The organism is Arthrobacter sp. Edens01 (assembly GCF_001307035.1).
Taxonomy (GTDB): Bacteria; Actinomycetota; Actinomycetes; order Actinomycetales; family Micrococcaceae; genus Arthrobacter_B.
Map to the genome: position 1 here is coordinate 233,711 of NZ_LKIU01000006.1, position 14,677 is coordinate 248,387.

Annotated in this window: 15 protein-coding genes; 10 read left to right on the plus strand and 5 right to left on the minus strand. The window is 65.1% G+C overall.

The window, feature by feature from the left end; translation table 11 throughout:
* The first annotated feature begins 109 nt into the window (after positions 1-109).
* Positions 110-1,144: a M14 family zinc carboxypeptidase gene (locus tag AO716_RS15620; protein WP_055242664.1), complete on the plus strand. Its 1,035-nt coding sequence runs from the start codon at positions 110-112 to the stop codon at positions 1,142-1,144.
* A 201-nt stretch (positions 1,145-1,345) separates the two neighbouring features.
* Positions 1,346-2,836: an amino acid permease gene (locus AO716_RS15625; protein ID WP_055242666.1), complete on the plus strand. Its 1,491-nt coding sequence runs from the start codon at positions 1,346-1,348 to the stop codon at positions 2,834-2,836.
* Here the strand turns inward: AO716_RS15625 and AO716_RS15630 are convergent.
* Entirely contained in the window at positions 2,833-3,720 is an 888-nt protein-coding gene (locus AO716_RS15630; protein WP_055242668.1) for a MurR/RpiR family transcriptional regulator, read from the minus strand. The two genes, AO716_RS15625 and AO716_RS15630, sit on opposite strands and share 4 nt — an antisense overlap.
* 124 nt (positions 3,721-3,844) lie before the next feature.
* Between AO716_RS15630 and AO716_RS15640 the strand changes: the two genes are divergently transcribed.
* From AO716_RS15640 to AO716_RS15655, 4 genes are read left to right on the plus strand one after another with little or no spacing between them, the layout of a single operon-like run.
* Complete coding sequence (locus AO716_RS15640) at positions 3,845-5,272, plus strand: APC family permease (protein WP_082413649.1); 1,428 nt, start codon at positions 3,845-3,847, stop codon at positions 5,270-5,272.
* Complete coding sequence (locus AO716_RS15645; RefSeq protein WP_055242673.1) at positions 5,265-6,587, plus strand: glutamine synthetase family protein; 1,323 nt, start codon at positions 5,265-5,267, stop codon at positions 6,585-6,587. The genes AO716_RS15640 and AO716_RS15645 overlap by 8 nt, the downstream gene beginning before the upstream one ends.
* Positions 6,577-7,719: an amidohydrolase family protein gene (locus AO716_RS15650; protein WP_235472135.1), complete on the plus strand. Its 1,143-nt coding sequence runs from the start codon at positions 6,577-6,579 to the stop codon at positions 7,717-7,719. The genes AO716_RS15645 and AO716_RS15650 overlap by 11 nt, the downstream gene beginning before the upstream one ends.
* Positions 7,716-8,948 carry a M20 metallopeptidase family protein gene (locus AO716_RS15655; RefSeq protein WP_055242677.1) on the plus strand — a complete coding sequence of 411 codons (1,233 nt, stop codon included), beginning with the start codon at positions 7,716-7,718 and terminating at the stop codon, positions 8,946-8,948. Before AO716_RS15650 ends, AO716_RS15655 begins: the two co-directional genes overlap by 4 nt.
* Positions 8,949-9,046: 98 nt before the next feature.
* Here the strand turns inward: AO716_RS15655 and AO716_RS15660 are convergent, their stop codons facing one another.
* Entirely contained in the window at positions 9,047-10,354 is a 1,308-nt protein-coding gene (locus AO716_RS15660; RefSeq protein WP_235472136.1) for an MFS transporter, read from the minus strand.
* Positions 10,355-10,479: 125 nt separating this feature from the next.
* Here AO716_RS15660 and AO716_RS15665 point away from each other — a divergent pair, with 125 nt between their 5' ends.
* On the plus strand, positions 10,480-10,920 hold the full coding sequence (locus AO716_RS15665) for a hypothetical protein (RefSeq protein ID WP_152970014.1): 441 nt from the start codon (positions 10,480-10,482) through the stop codon (positions 10,918-10,920).
* Between the two features lie 83 nt (positions 10,921-11,003).
* Positions 11,004-11,315, plus strand: a complete 312-nt coding sequence (locus AO716_RS15670; RefSeq protein ID WP_055242681.1) for a hypothetical protein — start codon at positions 11,004-11,006, stop codon at positions 11,313-11,315.
* Between the two features lie 2 nt (positions 11,316-11,317).
* On the opposite strand, the gene AO716_RS15675 is transcribed toward AO716_RS15670, so the two are convergent.
* The gene (locus AO716_RS15675) at positions 11,318-11,809 is read right to left on the minus strand and encodes a hypothetical protein (RefSeq protein WP_055242683.1); all 492 of its coding nucleotides are present in this window, start codon (positions 11,807-11,809) and stop codon (positions 11,318-11,320) included.
* A 207-nt stretch (positions 11,810-12,016) separates the two neighbouring features.
* On the opposite strand from AO716_RS15675, the gene AO716_RS15680 reads away from it, so the two are divergent.
* Positions 12,017-12,262, plus strand: coding sequence for a PLDc N-terminal domain-containing protein (locus tag AO716_RS15680; protein WP_055242685.1), 246 nt, complete (start codon positions 12,017-12,019; stop codon positions 12,260-12,262).
* Between the two features lie 100 nt (positions 12,263-12,362).
* Positions 12,363-13,631, plus strand: a complete 1,269-nt coding sequence (locus AO716_RS15685; RefSeq protein WP_055242687.1) for an Nramp family divalent metal transporter — start codon at positions 12,363-12,365, stop codon at positions 13,629-13,631.
* Between the two features lie 22 nt (positions 13,632-13,653).
* Here AO716_RS15685 and AO716_RS15690 read toward each other — a convergent pair whose 3' ends face one another.
* Complete coding sequence (locus tag AO716_RS15690; RefSeq protein ID WP_055242689.1) at positions 13,654-13,884, minus strand: hypothetical protein; 231 nt, start codon at positions 13,882-13,884, stop codon at positions 13,654-13,656.
* A complete protein-coding gene (locus tag AO716_RS15695) occupies positions 13,881-14,477 on the minus strand; it encodes an ArsR/SmtB family transcription factor (RefSeq protein ID WP_055242691.1) in 597 nt (198 codons plus the stop codon). Before AO716_RS15695 ends, AO716_RS15690 begins: the two co-directional genes overlap by 4 nt.
* Positions 14,478-14,677 lie beyond the last annotated feature (200 nt).

The following is a 14,677-nucleotide window of genomic DNA, read 5'->3' on the forward strand; positions in this document are numbered from 1 at the left end:
CTTATAAACGACAGGCCCCTAAAAAGCCATAGTGCGGTCCCTTTGATTGACACATCCGAACCGGTCGTCTTCACTGCTGGGACCACTCACATCACTCAGGAGATCCAACATGAGACTTTCCAAAACTGCCGCTGCCCTTTCGCTCGCAGCGCTGCTGGCATCCGGCACGGCAGCTGCCCCGGCATTCGCCGTCGGTGAGGGTCCGAACTACAACGGCAACGAGACCATCAACACCTCCATCCTGCACACCTATGACGAGATGGTGGCGGAGCTGAAGAAGCAGGACGCCAAGCAGCCGGCAATGGAGCTGGAAGTAATTGGGCAGTCGGTCAAGGGCCGGGATCTGTACCTGGCGAAGTACATCAGCAACCCCAACAACCCCACCATCCTGTACCTGACGCAGCAGCACGGCAACGAGCAGCTCACCACCGAGGGCGCCCTCGAATTCGTCAAGCACCTGGGCACCGGCAAGACCAAGGGAGTGCTCGACGGCGTCAACATCCTGATCGTCCCGATGCTCAACCCGGACGGGGCCATGGGCGACGTCGACTTCCCGCTGGACGGCTATATCGCGAAGGGCCGCACGCTCACCCGGGCCAACGCCACCGGCACGGACCTGAACCGTGACCACGTCGCGAAGATCCAGCCCGAGACCCAGGCCCTGCACAACAACGTGATGCGTGCCTACGACATCGACTACATGATCGACCTGCACCACCAGGGCACGCAGAGCGAGCGTGACGGCCAGCTGGTCTCGGGTTCGATCCTCTACCCCACCACCCCGAATGCCTCCCCCGACGTTGTTGAAGGCTCCAAGCAGCTTGGTGCCGTGGTCTTCAACGCAATTGACCCCACCGGCTGGGGCCACCTGGGCCGCTACGTGGGCGGATCCGCCGAGACGATCAGCCGAAACGGTATTGCCGTCGAATACGGCATTTCCACCCTGCTGTTCGAAATGCGCGGCATGTCGGACCATTCCAACCCCTCCGCTGTGCTGGGCCAGAAGAGCAACGGCTATCTGATCAAGCAGACCGTCACCACCCTGGATGCGACTGCCCGCGCCATCGCGGACCGGTCGATCGAAAGCACCGATACCTCCATCTGGGACACCCTCGCCGAGCAGACCACCCGCCCGAGCGAATAAGGCCCTAGGGAGAACGGCTCCCGCTGATTGTCAGCACTGGAAAAGGCGTGTTCCTTGGGGAGCACGCCTTTTCCAGTGCTGGGAGGCCCTCGGTGTTGAGAGACCGATCGGCAGTGAAAACCGGCCGGGGTCTTCCGGCCGGGACGTGCGGGGAAGATACTTCCTCTGAGAATCACCTTCCATGGTGTCGAAGGAGTCAGCATGTCCACGGCAAACAAGGGAACGTCCGTTTTCCGGCGCAAGCCGATTGAGCTGACCGAAGACGAAGCCTCCGGTTCCAAACTCTTCAAAAGCCTGGGGCTCTGGCAGCTGACTGCCATCGGCGTCGGCGGCATCATCGGCATCGGTATTTTCACGCTGGCAGGACTGGTTGCCAACGGGGGGCCTGACGCCGAGGGCGTGGGACCGGCGGTTTTGATTTCCTTCCTGATCGCTGGGCTCGCGAGCGCCGCGGCTGCACTGTCCTACGCCGAGTTCGCCGGGATGGTTCCGCGCGCCGGGTCCGCGTACACCTACGGGTACGTAGCCCTTGGGGAGATCATCGGCTGGTTCATTGGCTGGGACCTGCTGCTGGAGTACACGGCGATCGTCGCCGTCGTCGCCATTGGCATTTCCGGCTACTTCACCGAGTTCATGGCCGGAATCGGCCTGGACGTACCGGTGTGGATGCAGGGCACCGGGGACGTGATTGAAGGCGGGCTGGTCAACCTGCCGGCCCTCGTGGTGTGCCTGTTCATCACGTTTATCCTCAGCCGCGGCACCAAGACGTTCGGCCGCTTCGAACTGGTGGCGGTGGGCCTGAAGGTCCTGCTGATCCTGTTCATCATTGGGCTGGGCATTTTCTTCGTCAACACGTCCAACTACACGCCGTTCCTGCCCAACGGATTCGGCGCCGTGTTCACCGGAGCCGCCACGGTGTTCTTTGCCGTGTTCGGCTACGACGCCATGAGCACGGCCGCGGAAGAGGCCAAGGACGGTAAAAAACACATGCCCAAGGCCATCCTGCTCTCGCTGGGAATTGCGATGGTGCTCTACATCCTGGCCACCCTGGTCCTGACCGGCATGCAGAACTACACCGAAATCAGTCCGACGGCGGGGTTCGCCTCAGCGTTCCAGAACGTGGGCCTGCCTGTGATTGCCACGGTGATCTCCGCGTTCGCCGTGCTGTCTATCCTGACCGTGATGCTGACCTTCCTGCTGGGTGTGACCCGTGTGTGGTTCTCCATGAGCCGGGACGGACTGCTTCCCCGGTGGTTTTCCGCCACCGATTCCAACGGCACCCCGCAGCGGGTGACCTGGATAGCCGGCGGCGTCTCCGCCCTGCTCGCCGGGTTCTTCCCGATCCGGGCGGTCGCGGACCTGACCAACATCGGCATCCTGGCCGCCTTTGTGGTGGTCTGTATTGCGGTGATCGTGCTGCGGCGGACCCAGCCGGATGCGCCGCGGGAGTTCCGTGTACCGCTGATGCCGTGGGTACCGGCGTTCGGCGTCCTGGCCTCCGCCTTCCTGATCGCGCAGCTGCACTGGGAGACCTGGCTGCGGTTCGGCGTCTGGCTGCTAATCGGGATGGCGGTGTACTGGTTCTACAGCCGGAAGCACTCCCTGCTGAATCCCTCCAGCCCCCGCCACAGCCCGTCCGGAGACGCGGGATCGCCGCCTTCGCCGTCTCCGGAGCCCGACGCCGCGGGCTAGATTGCGCGGTTTTCCTCCGCGCCGGGACTGATTGGGTATGCCTCCTCGGCAGCTGCCAGACGGTCCCTGGCTGCCGTGCCCAGAGCTGCGGCGAGCGCGGCGATGAGCGCCTCCGTTACTGCCATGGCAGGTGTCAGCGAATCGAAGGGAACCGTTGATTCCACCGGGCAGGGCAGCGTGACTGCGGCATCGGATGCCAGGGGAGAAAGCCACTGGTCCGTGATCAGGATGAGCGTGGCGCCCTGCTTCGCCGCACGCCGGCCGAAGTTCACTGTTTCTTCCTCGTATCGGCGGAAGTCGAATACCACCAGGACATCTGCGGCTCCCAGGTCCAGCACGCGCGCTGCCCGCGAGAGGCTCCCGTCAGGGACGGCGTCCACTCCCGGCCGCATGAGTCCCAGGTGGACGGCCAGGTATCCGGCAAGGAAGCCGCTGAACCGTCCGCCAATCACTGAGACCTTCCGGTCCGTACGGGCGAGCAAGGCTACGGCATCCTCAAATGCCCCCACCGGAAGGACGTCGAATCCGTCCTGCACCGACCGGGAAAGTACCCGGCCGGCGTCGCGGAGGGATCCGCTCCCCTGCCCGGTGCTGTGGCTGCCGCCGAATTGTTCGAGCGCTGACACGTGGCGGTGTGCCAGCTCGGAGCGCAGCCGGTCCTGGAATTCGGGATACCCGGCGTAGCCAAGGGAAGACACGAAGCGAATGACGCTGGGGGCGCTGACCCCCGCCCTGCCCGCCAGCCGTGCAGCACTTTCGAGTCCGGCCCGCGGATAGTCGTTGAGGAGTTCACGCGCGATGCGGCGCCCGGAGGGAGTGGAGGCTGACAGAGCCTCGGAGATCCTGCGTGCAACCGGTGTCTCATCCTCGCCCTCGAGTTTCATGACATGAACATTACATAGGGACCCTTGACCGTGCAATCATGAAATGCCTATAACAGTACGCACCTGCTGGTCGGCGTAGAGCTCCATGGCCCCGGCTGATTCCTCACCATCGAAAAGGATCATCATGCCCCAAGCGACGCAACAGAAACCCGTGCGGAAACTACGCTCCTGGGAAGCAGCCGCTCTCTCCGTCGGCTTTATGGCACCGCTGCTGGCCATGTCCCTGAACGGCATTGGGGTAGCGGGGCTGGTTGGCACCTCGGTCAGCTTCGTCTTTCTCGTAGCGTTCGCGGGCACCGCTTTCATCGCCTACGGCTTTGTGCGCCTGACACGCCGCTTCAACCATGCCGGTTCGGTGTACGCGCTTGCCGGACGCACGATCGGTCCACGTGCAGGTTTCTTTGGCGGATTCGCCCTCTTGGGCACCTACGTCACCTTTGCCGCGTGCACACTCGCTGCCTGCGCCGTCTTCCTCGAAGCCTGGATGACAGCGTGGAACCCGGACGCCGCGTCCTTGCCCTGGATACTCGCTTCCCTTGCGGCAGCGGTCTTGGCCCTAGCCGCCAACTTCCGTGAATCCCGGTTCACGGCACGGCTGCTGACCGCCATCGGAGGGTTCGGTGTCCTGCTCATGCTCATCCTCGGCGGCGTCATCCTGGTCAAGGCGGCCACCGGGGCCGCACCCGTGGAAACAGCCGTGGACCTTTCCCTTCTGCTGCCCGGCGAGGTTCCGCTTTCCACCCTGCTCACGGCCTCAGTCTTCGCGTTCCTGTCCTGGGCAGGCTTTGAATCGTGCGCTTCACTTGGCGAAGAAACAGCCAATCCCCGCAAAGCCATCCCGCTTGCCCTCGGCGGATCCGTGGTGGGCTGCGGCCTGATCTATGTCTTTATGATGTTCAGCCAGCAGGTCGGATTTGGTTCCAGCGAGGAAGGAGCTGCAGCGTTCGCGGCGTCGTCCTCTTCGCTGACGGAACTGGCCGGCATGTACATCAGCCGTGAATACGCCCTCCTGCTGGCGTTTGCCGCGTTTATGGTCGCGTTCGCCTCGACGCTGAGTTCAACCGCTGCCGCCTCGCGCCTGGTCTTTGCACTTGCCCGTGACGGCTTCGGCCCCCGGTCGCTCTCCGTCATTCATCCGGGCAGCGGCATTCCGCGCCGGGCGGTGGCAGCGGTAACCGCGACGGCGGCTGTGCTCGCCGTACTGCTCTGGGCCGGCGGGGTCGGTGCATTCGATGCGTACTACTGGTACGCGACCATCGCCGTCCTGTGCCTGCTTGTGGCCTATGCGACCACCACGGCGGGCGTGGCTGTCCATATCCTCTCCGGCAAGGGATCGATTCCGCGCTGGGAACTGGTTCTTCCCGTCATCGGCATCGCCTACCTGGTCTTCGTCTTTGTGGTCCAGTCCGTCGACCAGCCGGCGCCGTATTCCTACTTCCCCGCTGTCGCTGCAGCCTGGTGCCTCGTCGGTGCCGGAATTGTCATCGCGGCGCCTGCCATGGCGAGGCGAATAGGCGAACGCCTTATCGAGGAGGACGCCTCCCATGCGTGAATCGAAGAACCGCGACGACGAACTGGTCTTCGTGGCAACGAATGACATTAGCGCCATCACGCGCGGACGGGCCATGCGGCTGGGTGACCTGGATTTCGCGACCGGATGCGGCTGGGTCCCGGCGAACATCGGGATCGGACCGTTTGGACACATTGTTGACGGGATCGCCTTCGGATCAATCGGCGACCTGCGCCTGATTCCCGACGCCGGCACGCTGACCCGGATCGACGGCATTCCCGGCAAACCACCGGTGAACGTGGTCCTGGCGGATATCACCCACACGGACGGAACCGCCTGGGAATGCTGCCCCCGGACGTTCCTGCGGCGTGCAATTGAGGACCTCGAGTCTGAGACCGGACTGAGCGTCCACGCGGCCTTCGAACATGAGTTCATGCTGCTGTCCGACGCTGTCCCGGACGCACCGTTCTCCTACCAGGCCATGCGTAGCGTGGAACCAATGGGAACGGAACTGCTGCAGATCCTGGCCGACGCGGGACTCGATCCGGAGAACTGGCTCCCTGAATACGGTGCCCACCAGTGGGAGCTAACCGTTGGGGCAACCGGGGCCCTGGCTGCCGCTGACCGCGCGGTACTGCTGCGGGACATTGTCCGCGACTACGCCGTGGCTACCGGGCGCCGGGCGTCCTTCTCACCGCTGGTCGATGCCGAGGGATCGGGCAACGGAGCACACGTGCACCTGAGCCTGCGGGATGCCGCCGGAGCACCGGCGACCTACGATCCGGACCTTCCCGGACGGCTGTCAAAAGCCGCGGGCTCCTTCGCCGCAGGCATCCTGCGGCACACCGCGGCACTGGTGGCGCTCACCTCGCCGAGCGACATTTCCTATCTTCGTCTGTCCCCTCATCGGTGGTCGGCTGCCCAGGCGTTCCTGGGTGAACGCAACCGGGAAGCCATGCTTCGTGTGTGTCCGACGATCGATATGGCCGGGAAGGAGATCGGGCCCCAGTTCAACCTCGAGTTCCGGGCAGGAGACGCCGCAGGCAACCCCTGGCTCACGATGGGTGCCCTCATCCGTGCCGGACTCGAAGGCATCCGCGACGGGCTTCCGACCCCGGTGGTGGTGGACCGGCAGGTCGAGGAACTCAGCCCCGAGGAACGCGGAGCAGCCGGTGTCAGCGATCTGCCCGGTTCACTGGCCGAGGCGCTTGACGCCCTGCAGGCGGACGAAGTCGTTCGGGGATGGTTCGCGCCCGACCTTATCGACATCCACCGCGCCATCAAACGCGACGAAATAAACCAACTCGTCGGCCTTTCCGAGGCCGAAAAATGCAGGAGGTACACCGGTGTCTACTAGGACATCCAGTCAGGACGGAATGTTCGGCGCACCGCTGATCGACCACCATTGTCACGGTGTTATGGCACGGCCGCTGCAGCGCGCAGAATTTGAGGACCTCGCCACGGAATCCAGCTGGCCGGGGCCCGCCGGGACAACCTTCTTCGACACCCAGCTTGGCTTCGCTATCCGGCGCTGGTGTGCGCCGGTGCTGGGCCTGGAGGCACATGTTTCGCCGGAGGACTATTTGGCTCGGCGTGCCGAGCTCGGTGCGGACGCCGTCAATTCACTGCTGCTGAGTGCGGCAAACCTGGACACGGTGCTGGTGGAAACCGGTTACCGCGGTGAGGAGATCACGTCCCCGGAGCAAACCGGGCTGCTGGCGTCCGCCGGGTTCCGTGAAGTCGTGAGGCTGGAACGAATCGCCGAAGAGGTTGCCGCAGCCGGGACCACGCCGGGAACTTTCGCCGCCGACTTCGCTGCAGCCCTGGAGGAACGCTCCCGGAACGCTGTAGGGGTGAAGTCCATCATGGCCTACCGCTACGGTCTGGACTTCAACCCGGACCGCCCGTCCGACCAGGAGGTTCAAACCGCGGCAGCGCAGTGGCTCGCCGCTGCCGGAAACGAACCCCGCATGGACCACCCCGTCCTTCTGCGGCATCTGCTGTGGGCTGCAGTGGATCTGGGCAAGCCTATCCAGTTCCATGTTGGTTACGGCGACGCCGACGTAGACCTGCACCGCTGCAATCCCCTGAACATGACTGCCTGGCTCCGTGCAGTACGCAGCCGCAATGTTCCCGTCATGCTCCTGCACTGCTACCCGTTCCAGCGGGAAGCGGGCTATCTGGCCCATGTGTTCCCTCATGTGTACGCCGACGTCGGACTGGCTGTGAACTACACCGGCAGCCGGTCCGACGCAGTGATCGCCGAGTCCCTGGAACTCACTCCGTTCCACAAGGCTGTCTTCTCCACGGACGCTTTTGGCCTGCCCGAGCTGTACTTCCTGGGCGCTCACCTGTTCCGCCGCGGCTTCGACCGCGTGGTGGGACGGTGGGTCGAGGACGGCGAGTGGTCTCCGGCGGATGCGGAACGCGTTGCCCACCTGATAGGCCACGTGAATTCCGAGCGTGCCTACGGGCTGGAACCGCGGTGACAGGGGCAGCCGTTGTCCGGCAGGGATCCGGGACGGAGACTTCCGCCGCACTCTTCGCCGAGCTCAATGCGGCGCTGGACCTCGAGCTGGGCGGTGCGGTGGAACTGCGTCACCGGCTGCATGCGGCACCATGCCTTTCCGGCGCTGAACAACCGGCGGCAGACCAGCTGGCAGGGTTCATCGGCCGTCCGGTTCAGCCTGTGGCGTCCACGGGTTTCTACCTGCGGACAGGCCCGGAGGACGGGCCCTCGGTTGCGGTGCGGACCGAACTGGACGGCCTGCCCCTGGTCGAAGAAAACGATGTCTCTTTCGCTTCTGCCAACGGCGCCATGCACGCCTGCGGCCACGACGTGCACCAGGCCGCCTTCGCGGCATTCGTTCGGGCGGCAGCCGCCGTCGAACTGCCCTTCGCACTGACGGCAATTGCCCAGCCGCGGGAGGAAACCTATCCTTCCGGCGCCCTGGACATCATCAATGACGGGCTGCTGGCCCGCGAACAGGTGGCATCCGTCCTGGCTGTCCACGTTCACCCGGGCATCCCGGAAGGGTCTGTGGCGACGGGCAGCGGAGCCATCAACGCCGCTGCCGACGAGTTCGAAATCGTAGTCCGCGGGCGCGGCGGCCACGGAGCGTATCCCCATTCGAGCGTCGACCCGGTCCCCGTTGCGGCGAGAATCTGCCTGGCGGCGTACGACCTGATCCGCAGCACGGTCAGCCCGGTTAGCCCGGCCGCACTGACCGTCGGCGAGCTCAAGACAGGAACGGCGTCGAACGTCATTCCCGATCAGGCGCTGATCCGCGGCACCCTGCGGACCATGGACAAGCATGAGCAGTCCCTGCTGCACACGGCCCTGCGCCGCTGTGCGGAGCATACTGCTCAGGCAGCCGGCGCCACGGCGGAAGTCAGCATCACCGTTGGTGAACCGGTCCTGCGGAATGATGCCGTTCTCTCATCCCGCGCAGAGCGTTGGCTGGCACAGCAGGGACTGGGAAGTGCCGAGCCGTTGCGCAGCTGCGGCGCGGATGACTTCTCGTTCTTCACCGAAGCCGTCCCGGGGGTTATGGCCTTCCTGGGAGTGCGCAGTCCTTCCCCTGCACCGCAGAGCCCGCTGCACTCGGCTACTTTCCTGCCTCCGGACACAGCCGTTGGGGAATGCGCCCGGACGCTGGTGGCACTGTATGTCGGTGCGGTCGAGGAGCTGCTCGCCCAGCAGCCCGCTGGCGGGTAGGCCCCGGCGCGCCGTCCCCAAGCACCCCTGCTGCTGGCAAGACAGCCAGCCGCGCTCTGCCCGGACTACCTCAGGCAACCAGCCCAGCCAGCGGGCAGCTACTGGGGCCGGGCAGTGCGCGGAGATGCTCCCCCGCCGCCGGATTCTTCCTCGCCCTCACTGCTTTCGCGGGACTGATCCGCAGCTGTGTGCACGCTGTGACTGCCTCCTTCGCCGGCGTGATCCACCTTGCGCCGGCCCACACGGCGATACGCCAGTCCCACCAGCACACACGCCAGATAAGCAGTTCCAATGAAGATCCAGCCGTCCAGGAAACCGCCGGAGAATTCAAGCAGAAGACCCATGATGAGCGGTCCCGACGCGAACCCTGCGTACATTCCCAGGGACACTGCTCCTGATGCAGCTCCCACGCGTTCCTTTGGCACCTCGCGCAGGACCCCTGCCATGACCACAACGTTGACGCCGAGCACCGATGCACCGTGGAAAAGCACGCCCGCCCACAGCAGCGCGGGGATGCCGGTCTCCCCTGCCGCCAGCAGCAGCCCGGCACCGCAGATGGCACCTGCGGCCAGAATGAGAAGCAGCGTGGAGGCCCGCACCCCTTCGGCCATACGACGGCCCCACAGCACGCGGGAAGCCACCCCGACGACGCCGGCTGCGGCCGCGGTTGCCCCTCCCATCAGGAGCGAGAAGCCGAGTTCCCGCTGCGCAAACAGCGGCAGGTAGACGTTGGTGGCCTGCATTCCCGCGCCGGAGAAGAGCGCGAACGCGGCGAGCAGCCAGACCGCGGCGGGGAACCTGCGCTCGGCCGAGGCACGTTCAGCACGGTTGGGGGTTTTGATCCGGGGTTCGGGCGGCAGCCGGTGCCATGAGTATGCAAGCAGCAGCCCCAGTACCAGTGCGGCGCCGACCGCAGCGCCCCGCCACCCTGCGAACAGGGCTGCCGCCGGGAAGAACAGACTGGAGAAAAGCTGGCTGGCCTGCACTCCCGACTGCTTGATGCCCATCCACCCCGGACGCTTGCCCGGCTGCACTGCATGAATGATGATCCGGTTGGTAGTGGGGTTGGAGATGGCCTGCGCGGGGCCGGACAACAACACGGCTGCCAGCAGCCACAGGTAGTTGCCGGACAGCGCCATAAAGACAAGCGAGAGAGCAGTGCCCCCGAAGATAATCAGCATCTGGGTCCGCGCACGGATCCGGTCGCTAAGCCGCCCCAGGGACATCGAGGACAGCGCCGCACTGGCGAAGCAGGTGGCTGCGAGCAGGCCGAACTGCGATTCGCTGATACCCAGATCCGAGATGATGAGCGTGCTGGTGGCGGAGATTCCGTAGTTCATCACAGGGCCGGCGCCCATGGCGCAGACCAGCACGAACAGCAGACCGGGACCGGGGGTGGAGCGCAAGTTTTTCCTCTCTTGGAACGACACAGACCATTGTTGCCTGTGTATGCCAGAGTTACGGAACAAAACGGGCTAATATCACCCGTAGGGTTCGTCGTCTTGGACCCATGTAGCTGGGGGAGAACCAAATGGGCAGTGAGTCTCAGGCAAGCGTGCCTTCAGCACGCCGTCGCTCCGTAATGCTCTTCCGCCGTGCACGCACCGCCCTCGCACTGGTGGGCGTCTTCTGGCTCTGGCTGCTCCTGGGCAGTGCCGGGTTTGTCGCTTCCCTGTTCGACCGGCCCTTTTACGCCATGCTCGCCCTGTACGCGCTGGGCACGCTCACGCTGATTTCCCTCCTGATTGCACCGGTTGCCCTCGCGTACCTGCTGATGAACCGTCCGGACCGGAACGGCCAGGCAGCAGTAGCCCGGCCCGCATCCCGGCCTGAGTCCGCGCCTGCCGACGCCCACCGCTCAGTACGCAGCGATTTGGCTCCGGTGATCCGGATGATCCCGCGGAAGGTCAAGGACAGCGGCACTTCACTGGGCACCAAGGCTGCAGCGAAGTGGCGGGACCTGGCTTCCTAGCCGCCTGAGCCTTCCGCTCCGCAGAGCCACCTGGACCCGGAGCGTGTCAGCCCAGTGTCAGTGGCGGCAGCAAGAGTAGGCGCATGACTTCCTCTGCTCCTCCTGCTTCCACACTCCACCCGGCAACAGCCCGGCCCCTCGTTAGCCACGCGCGCTACCGGCAGGAACCCTATGTCCGCTGCCTCCTGCTGGAAGTGGACGGTAAGGCTGTGGCCTGGACACGCACCCAGGTGCTGGTGCACTGGATCGACGACGACGGCCGCGCCCACAACCGCTGGGTACCTGCGTCCGCCGTCACCCGCATATCCCGGGATTCCTCCGCCTGGCAGGACCCCTACGATGACTTCGGCTTCTACTACCCGGCCCAGAGCCCGCTGAGCGCTCCCGTGCGTTGACACTAGCGGCGGATGACGCCGATGCTGCGGGAACGCGAGGCGTCCCGGAACGCCCTCACCAGAACCACCACGGTGATGAACAGGGTGGCTATCCCGAACGGATTGGCCAGGGCAGCCGAGTATCCGAGCACCTCCGGCCCGGCCAGGGACGAGAAGACCGATCCTGCCTGCGGTGTACCGAAATCCGGAACAAAGAAGCCGAAGATCCCGCCCAGAAACCAGTTCGCAAGCAGCAGCACTGACGTCTTCATGGGTGCACCAAAGGGAGTGCGTGCAGCTGCACCGGCCGTGATCTTTACCGCCGCGGTCAGCATCAGCACCGCCAGCAGCGGTCCGGCAGTGAGCGCGAAAACCGTCACCAGCCGGCCGTCTGCACCCACCAGGATCCGGCCTGCGGTGATCCACGCGGGAATGATCAGGGCCATCGGAATGCTGGCACCGGCAATAACGGCAGTGAAGACACGGGAAACAGCGGATGGCGAAGCGGCGGACATTCTTCAACTCTATTCTCTGGCCACGCCCGCCCTCGGCATGCTGGGATGAGCACCGGCACCAAAAAGTCATCTCCAGGGATGATGCCGCGCTCTGCACCCGGACCCTAGGCTGGGAGTGCACTGGCCGAACAACGCGTTCCGGTTGCCGGTGACCCCCGCACTTCTGCCCCAACCCCGTACACGCCTGCCCGAAAGTGCCTAAACACCATGCCCGTCGAGTACCTCATGTGGATACCAGCCGCCGCCCTGGCGCTGCTGCTCACAGTTACGCTGACTACCGGTGCCGTGATTAGCCTGTTCCGGACCGAGGAGACCACCGGCGCCGCGCGTGCCCTGTGGCTTGCTGCAGTGCTGCTGCTGCCCGTTGCCGGCGCCCTTGCCTGGCTCGCCGTGCTCCAGCACAGCACCCGGTCCCGTCCCGCAGAGGAAACAAACACCGAAAGCCTAATGTAGCGGCACCTGAGGTGTGTGCCGGACAACTGATGCCGGCGTTGTTGAGCACACCTGCGCTTAACTGTTAGGCGGCCCGAAGTCCTGGTGCTACGTTGGCCATATGCTCCACAAGGCAGCCCCCGCGGGTTCACATCCCCGCATCGGCCGGCCCAGGGCGGGTACCCGTCTGCCCTGGCTCCTCGGCCCCGCCCTGGTAGCCGGAGTCGCCTACCTGGATCCGGGCAACGTGGCCAGCAACATGACCGCCGGCGCGCGTTTCGGGTATCTCCTGGTCTGGGTAGTTGTGGCCGGCAACGTCATGGCGTGGCTGGTTCAGTACCTGTCCGCCAAACTCGGTCTGGCAACCGGACGCAGCCTGCCGGAACTGGTCGGCCTGCGGATGCGCAGTACCACCGGACGGCGGCTCTACTGGCTGCAGGCAGAGCTGGTGGCCATGGCCACGGATATCGCCGAAGTAATCGGCGGTGCCGTTGCCCTGTGGCTGCTCTTTGATCTCCCGCTGCCGGTCGGCGGCCTGATTACCGGCGCCGTTTCCATGGCAGTCCTGGCGATTCAGGGCAGTGGACGGCACCGGAGCTTCGAGTACGCGATCGTCTCCATGATGGCCATCATCGCCATCGGATTCACCGCCGGTGTATTCATTGCGCCGCCGGACCCTGCCGGAGTGGCGGCGGGCCTGGTGCCCCGGTTCGACGGCGCCGGTTCGGTCCTGCTCGCTGCTTCGATTCTGGGGGCGACCGTTATGCCCCACGCCATCTATGCCCATTCAGCACTGACCCGGGACCGGTTCCCGGAGCGGGCGCAGAGCCTCACAACCTCCATGCTGATCCGCGCCACCCGCTGGGACGTCACTATTGCCCTTGCCGTCGCAGGGACGGTCAACCTCGCCATCCTCCTGCTGGCTGCCACCTCGCTGCAGGGTGTGGACGGCACCGACACACTGGAGGGCGCCCATGCCGCGATTGGCGGGGCCCTGGGCAGCGGCGTCGCGCTTCTTTTTGCTCTGGGGCTCCTGGCGTCGGGTCTGGCATCAACCTCCGTGGGTGCCTACGCGGGGGCGGAGATCATGCAGGGGCTGCTGAAGGTGCGCATCCCCATGCTGCTGCGGCGGCTGATCACCCTGCTGCCGGCGCTGGCCATCCTCGCCGCGGGAGTGGATCCCACCTGGGCACTGGTGCTGAGCCAGGTGGTGCTTTCCTTCGGCATCCCCTTCGCGCTTGTGCCTCTGCTCTGGCTGACATCCCGCCGGGACCTGATGGGCGAGCACCGCAACCGCTGGTGGACAACAGCCCTGGGGGTGCTCGTGGCCGGACTGCTCATCACCCTGAACGTTGTCCTGCTGTACCTGACCTTTACGGGCGGCGGCTAGTTCCTTAGCTTTTGCAGCCGGACTAGGGCCACAGTGCTGAGTGGGCGCGTCCCTCCAGGTCCCTGCGCAGCTCGGCATGGGCGGCGAGGCGGAACACGTCCGGCTGGGGCCGCTGGGCCGCACGCTCCCCGAGCCTGATCAGCAGTTCTCCGGCGGCCACAAACACGCGGCCGACGCCGGTGGGCCGGACTGGCGAGTGGGCGGCTGGACGCGCATGCAGGGGCAGGGACGCGTAGGTCATTACGACATTCATGACTGGGCTCCGGGATCGATAAGCGGGAAGAAGTTGAAGTGCAGTTCCACGGGGCGCGTGCCGTCGGCGTCTTCGCGCCCGCGGAACGGAGAAAGCAGTTTCTCAAGTTGCTCGGAAGCCTGGCGGGAAACCTCCTGCGCTTCCTCCAGCGTCAGCCGGAGGCTGGTGCCCAGAAGGATCGAAGTTTCCACCCATTCATCCGGGAGGGATTCACCGTGGTCAACAAAGTCCCCCAGGGCTTTGGCATTGCTGTTGGTCACGGTCTTGGCAAGGATTCGGGTGGCATCGCGGGCGGCCGGGGACTTGGCCATCTCCGCGGAGGTCTGGATTGGTTCCGGGACCCGCTCCCACCAGCGTTCGCGGGCGGTTCCTCGCCCCTCCACCTCGCGGACAAATCCGTGCTTGGCCAGCTGGCGCAGGTGGTAGCTGGTGGATCCGCTGGACTCCCCAAGGCGTTCAGCCACGGAACACGCGGTCTGCGCGCCGTAGCGGGAAAGGCTTTCCAGCAGCGCTATGCGGATCGGGTGGGCCAGTGCCTTCAGGCGGGTTACATCGAGGACCTGTGCATCATGCGGGGGCGACTGCTGTTCCATGCACCCAAAGTACCGTTGCAAAGATCTCTTTGCAAGCATTTCTTTGCAACGACTTCTTTGCATCCCCTCATCCGCCGAGAGGCCAGTTACGGCTCGTTTCAGCGCGGCTAAGTCAAGTGGTGGGTGCAACGCTGGGGGGTTAGGCTGCCGGTTGCAGCAGCATGTTCAGCCGGTTGGCTGGGGTATCCATGTCCAGGGTT

Bases quoted from the DNA above. Each gene is read 5' to 3' on its own strand.
- AO716_RS15620 (WP_055242664.1), top strand. From the start codon at position 110: ATGAGACTTTCCAAAACTGCCGCTGCCCTTTCGCTCGCAGCGCTGCTG.
- AO716_RS15625 (WP_055242666.1), top strand. From the start codon at position 1,346: ATGTCCACGGCAAACAAGGGAACGTCCGTTTTCCGGCGCAAGCCGATT.
- AO716_RS15630 (WP_055242668.1), bottom strand. From the start codon at position 3,720: ATGAAACTCGAGGGCGAGGATGAGACACCGGTTGCACGCAGGATCTCC.
- AO716_RS15640 (WP_082413649.1), top strand. From the start codon at position 3,845: ATGCCCCAAGCGACGCAACAGAAACCCGTGCGGAAACTACGCTCCTGG.
- AO716_RS15645 (WP_055242673.1), top strand. From the start codon at position 5,265: ATGCGTGAATCGAAGAACCGCGACGACGAACTGGTCTTCGTGGCAACG.
- AO716_RS15665 (WP_152970014.1), top strand. From the start codon at position 10,480: ATGGGCAGTGAGTCTCAGGCAAGCGTGCCTTCAGCACGCCGTCGCTCC.
- AO716_RS15670 (WP_055242681.1), top strand. From the start codon at position 11,004: ATGACTTCCTCTGCTCCTCCTGCTTCCACACTCCACCCGGCAACAGCC.
- AO716_RS15675 (WP_055242683.1), bottom strand. From the start codon at position 11,809: ATGTCCGCCGCTTCGCCATCCGCTGTTTCCCGTGTCTTCACTGCCGTT.
- AO716_RS15680 (WP_055242685.1), top strand. From the start codon at position 12,017: ATGCCCGTCGAGTACCTCATGTGGATACCAGCCGCCGCCCTGGCGCTG.
- AO716_RS15685 (WP_055242687.1), top strand. From the start codon at position 12,363: ATGCTCCACAAGGCAGCCCCCGCGGGTTCACATCCCCGCATCGGCCGG.
- AO716_RS15690 (WP_055242689.1), bottom strand. From the start codon at position 13,884: ATGAATGTCGTAATGACCTACGCGTCCCTGCCCCTGCATGCGCGTCCA.
- AO716_RS15695 (WP_055242691.1), bottom strand. From the start codon at position 14,477: ATGGAACAGCAGTCGCCCCCGCATGATGCACAGGTCCTCGATGTAACC.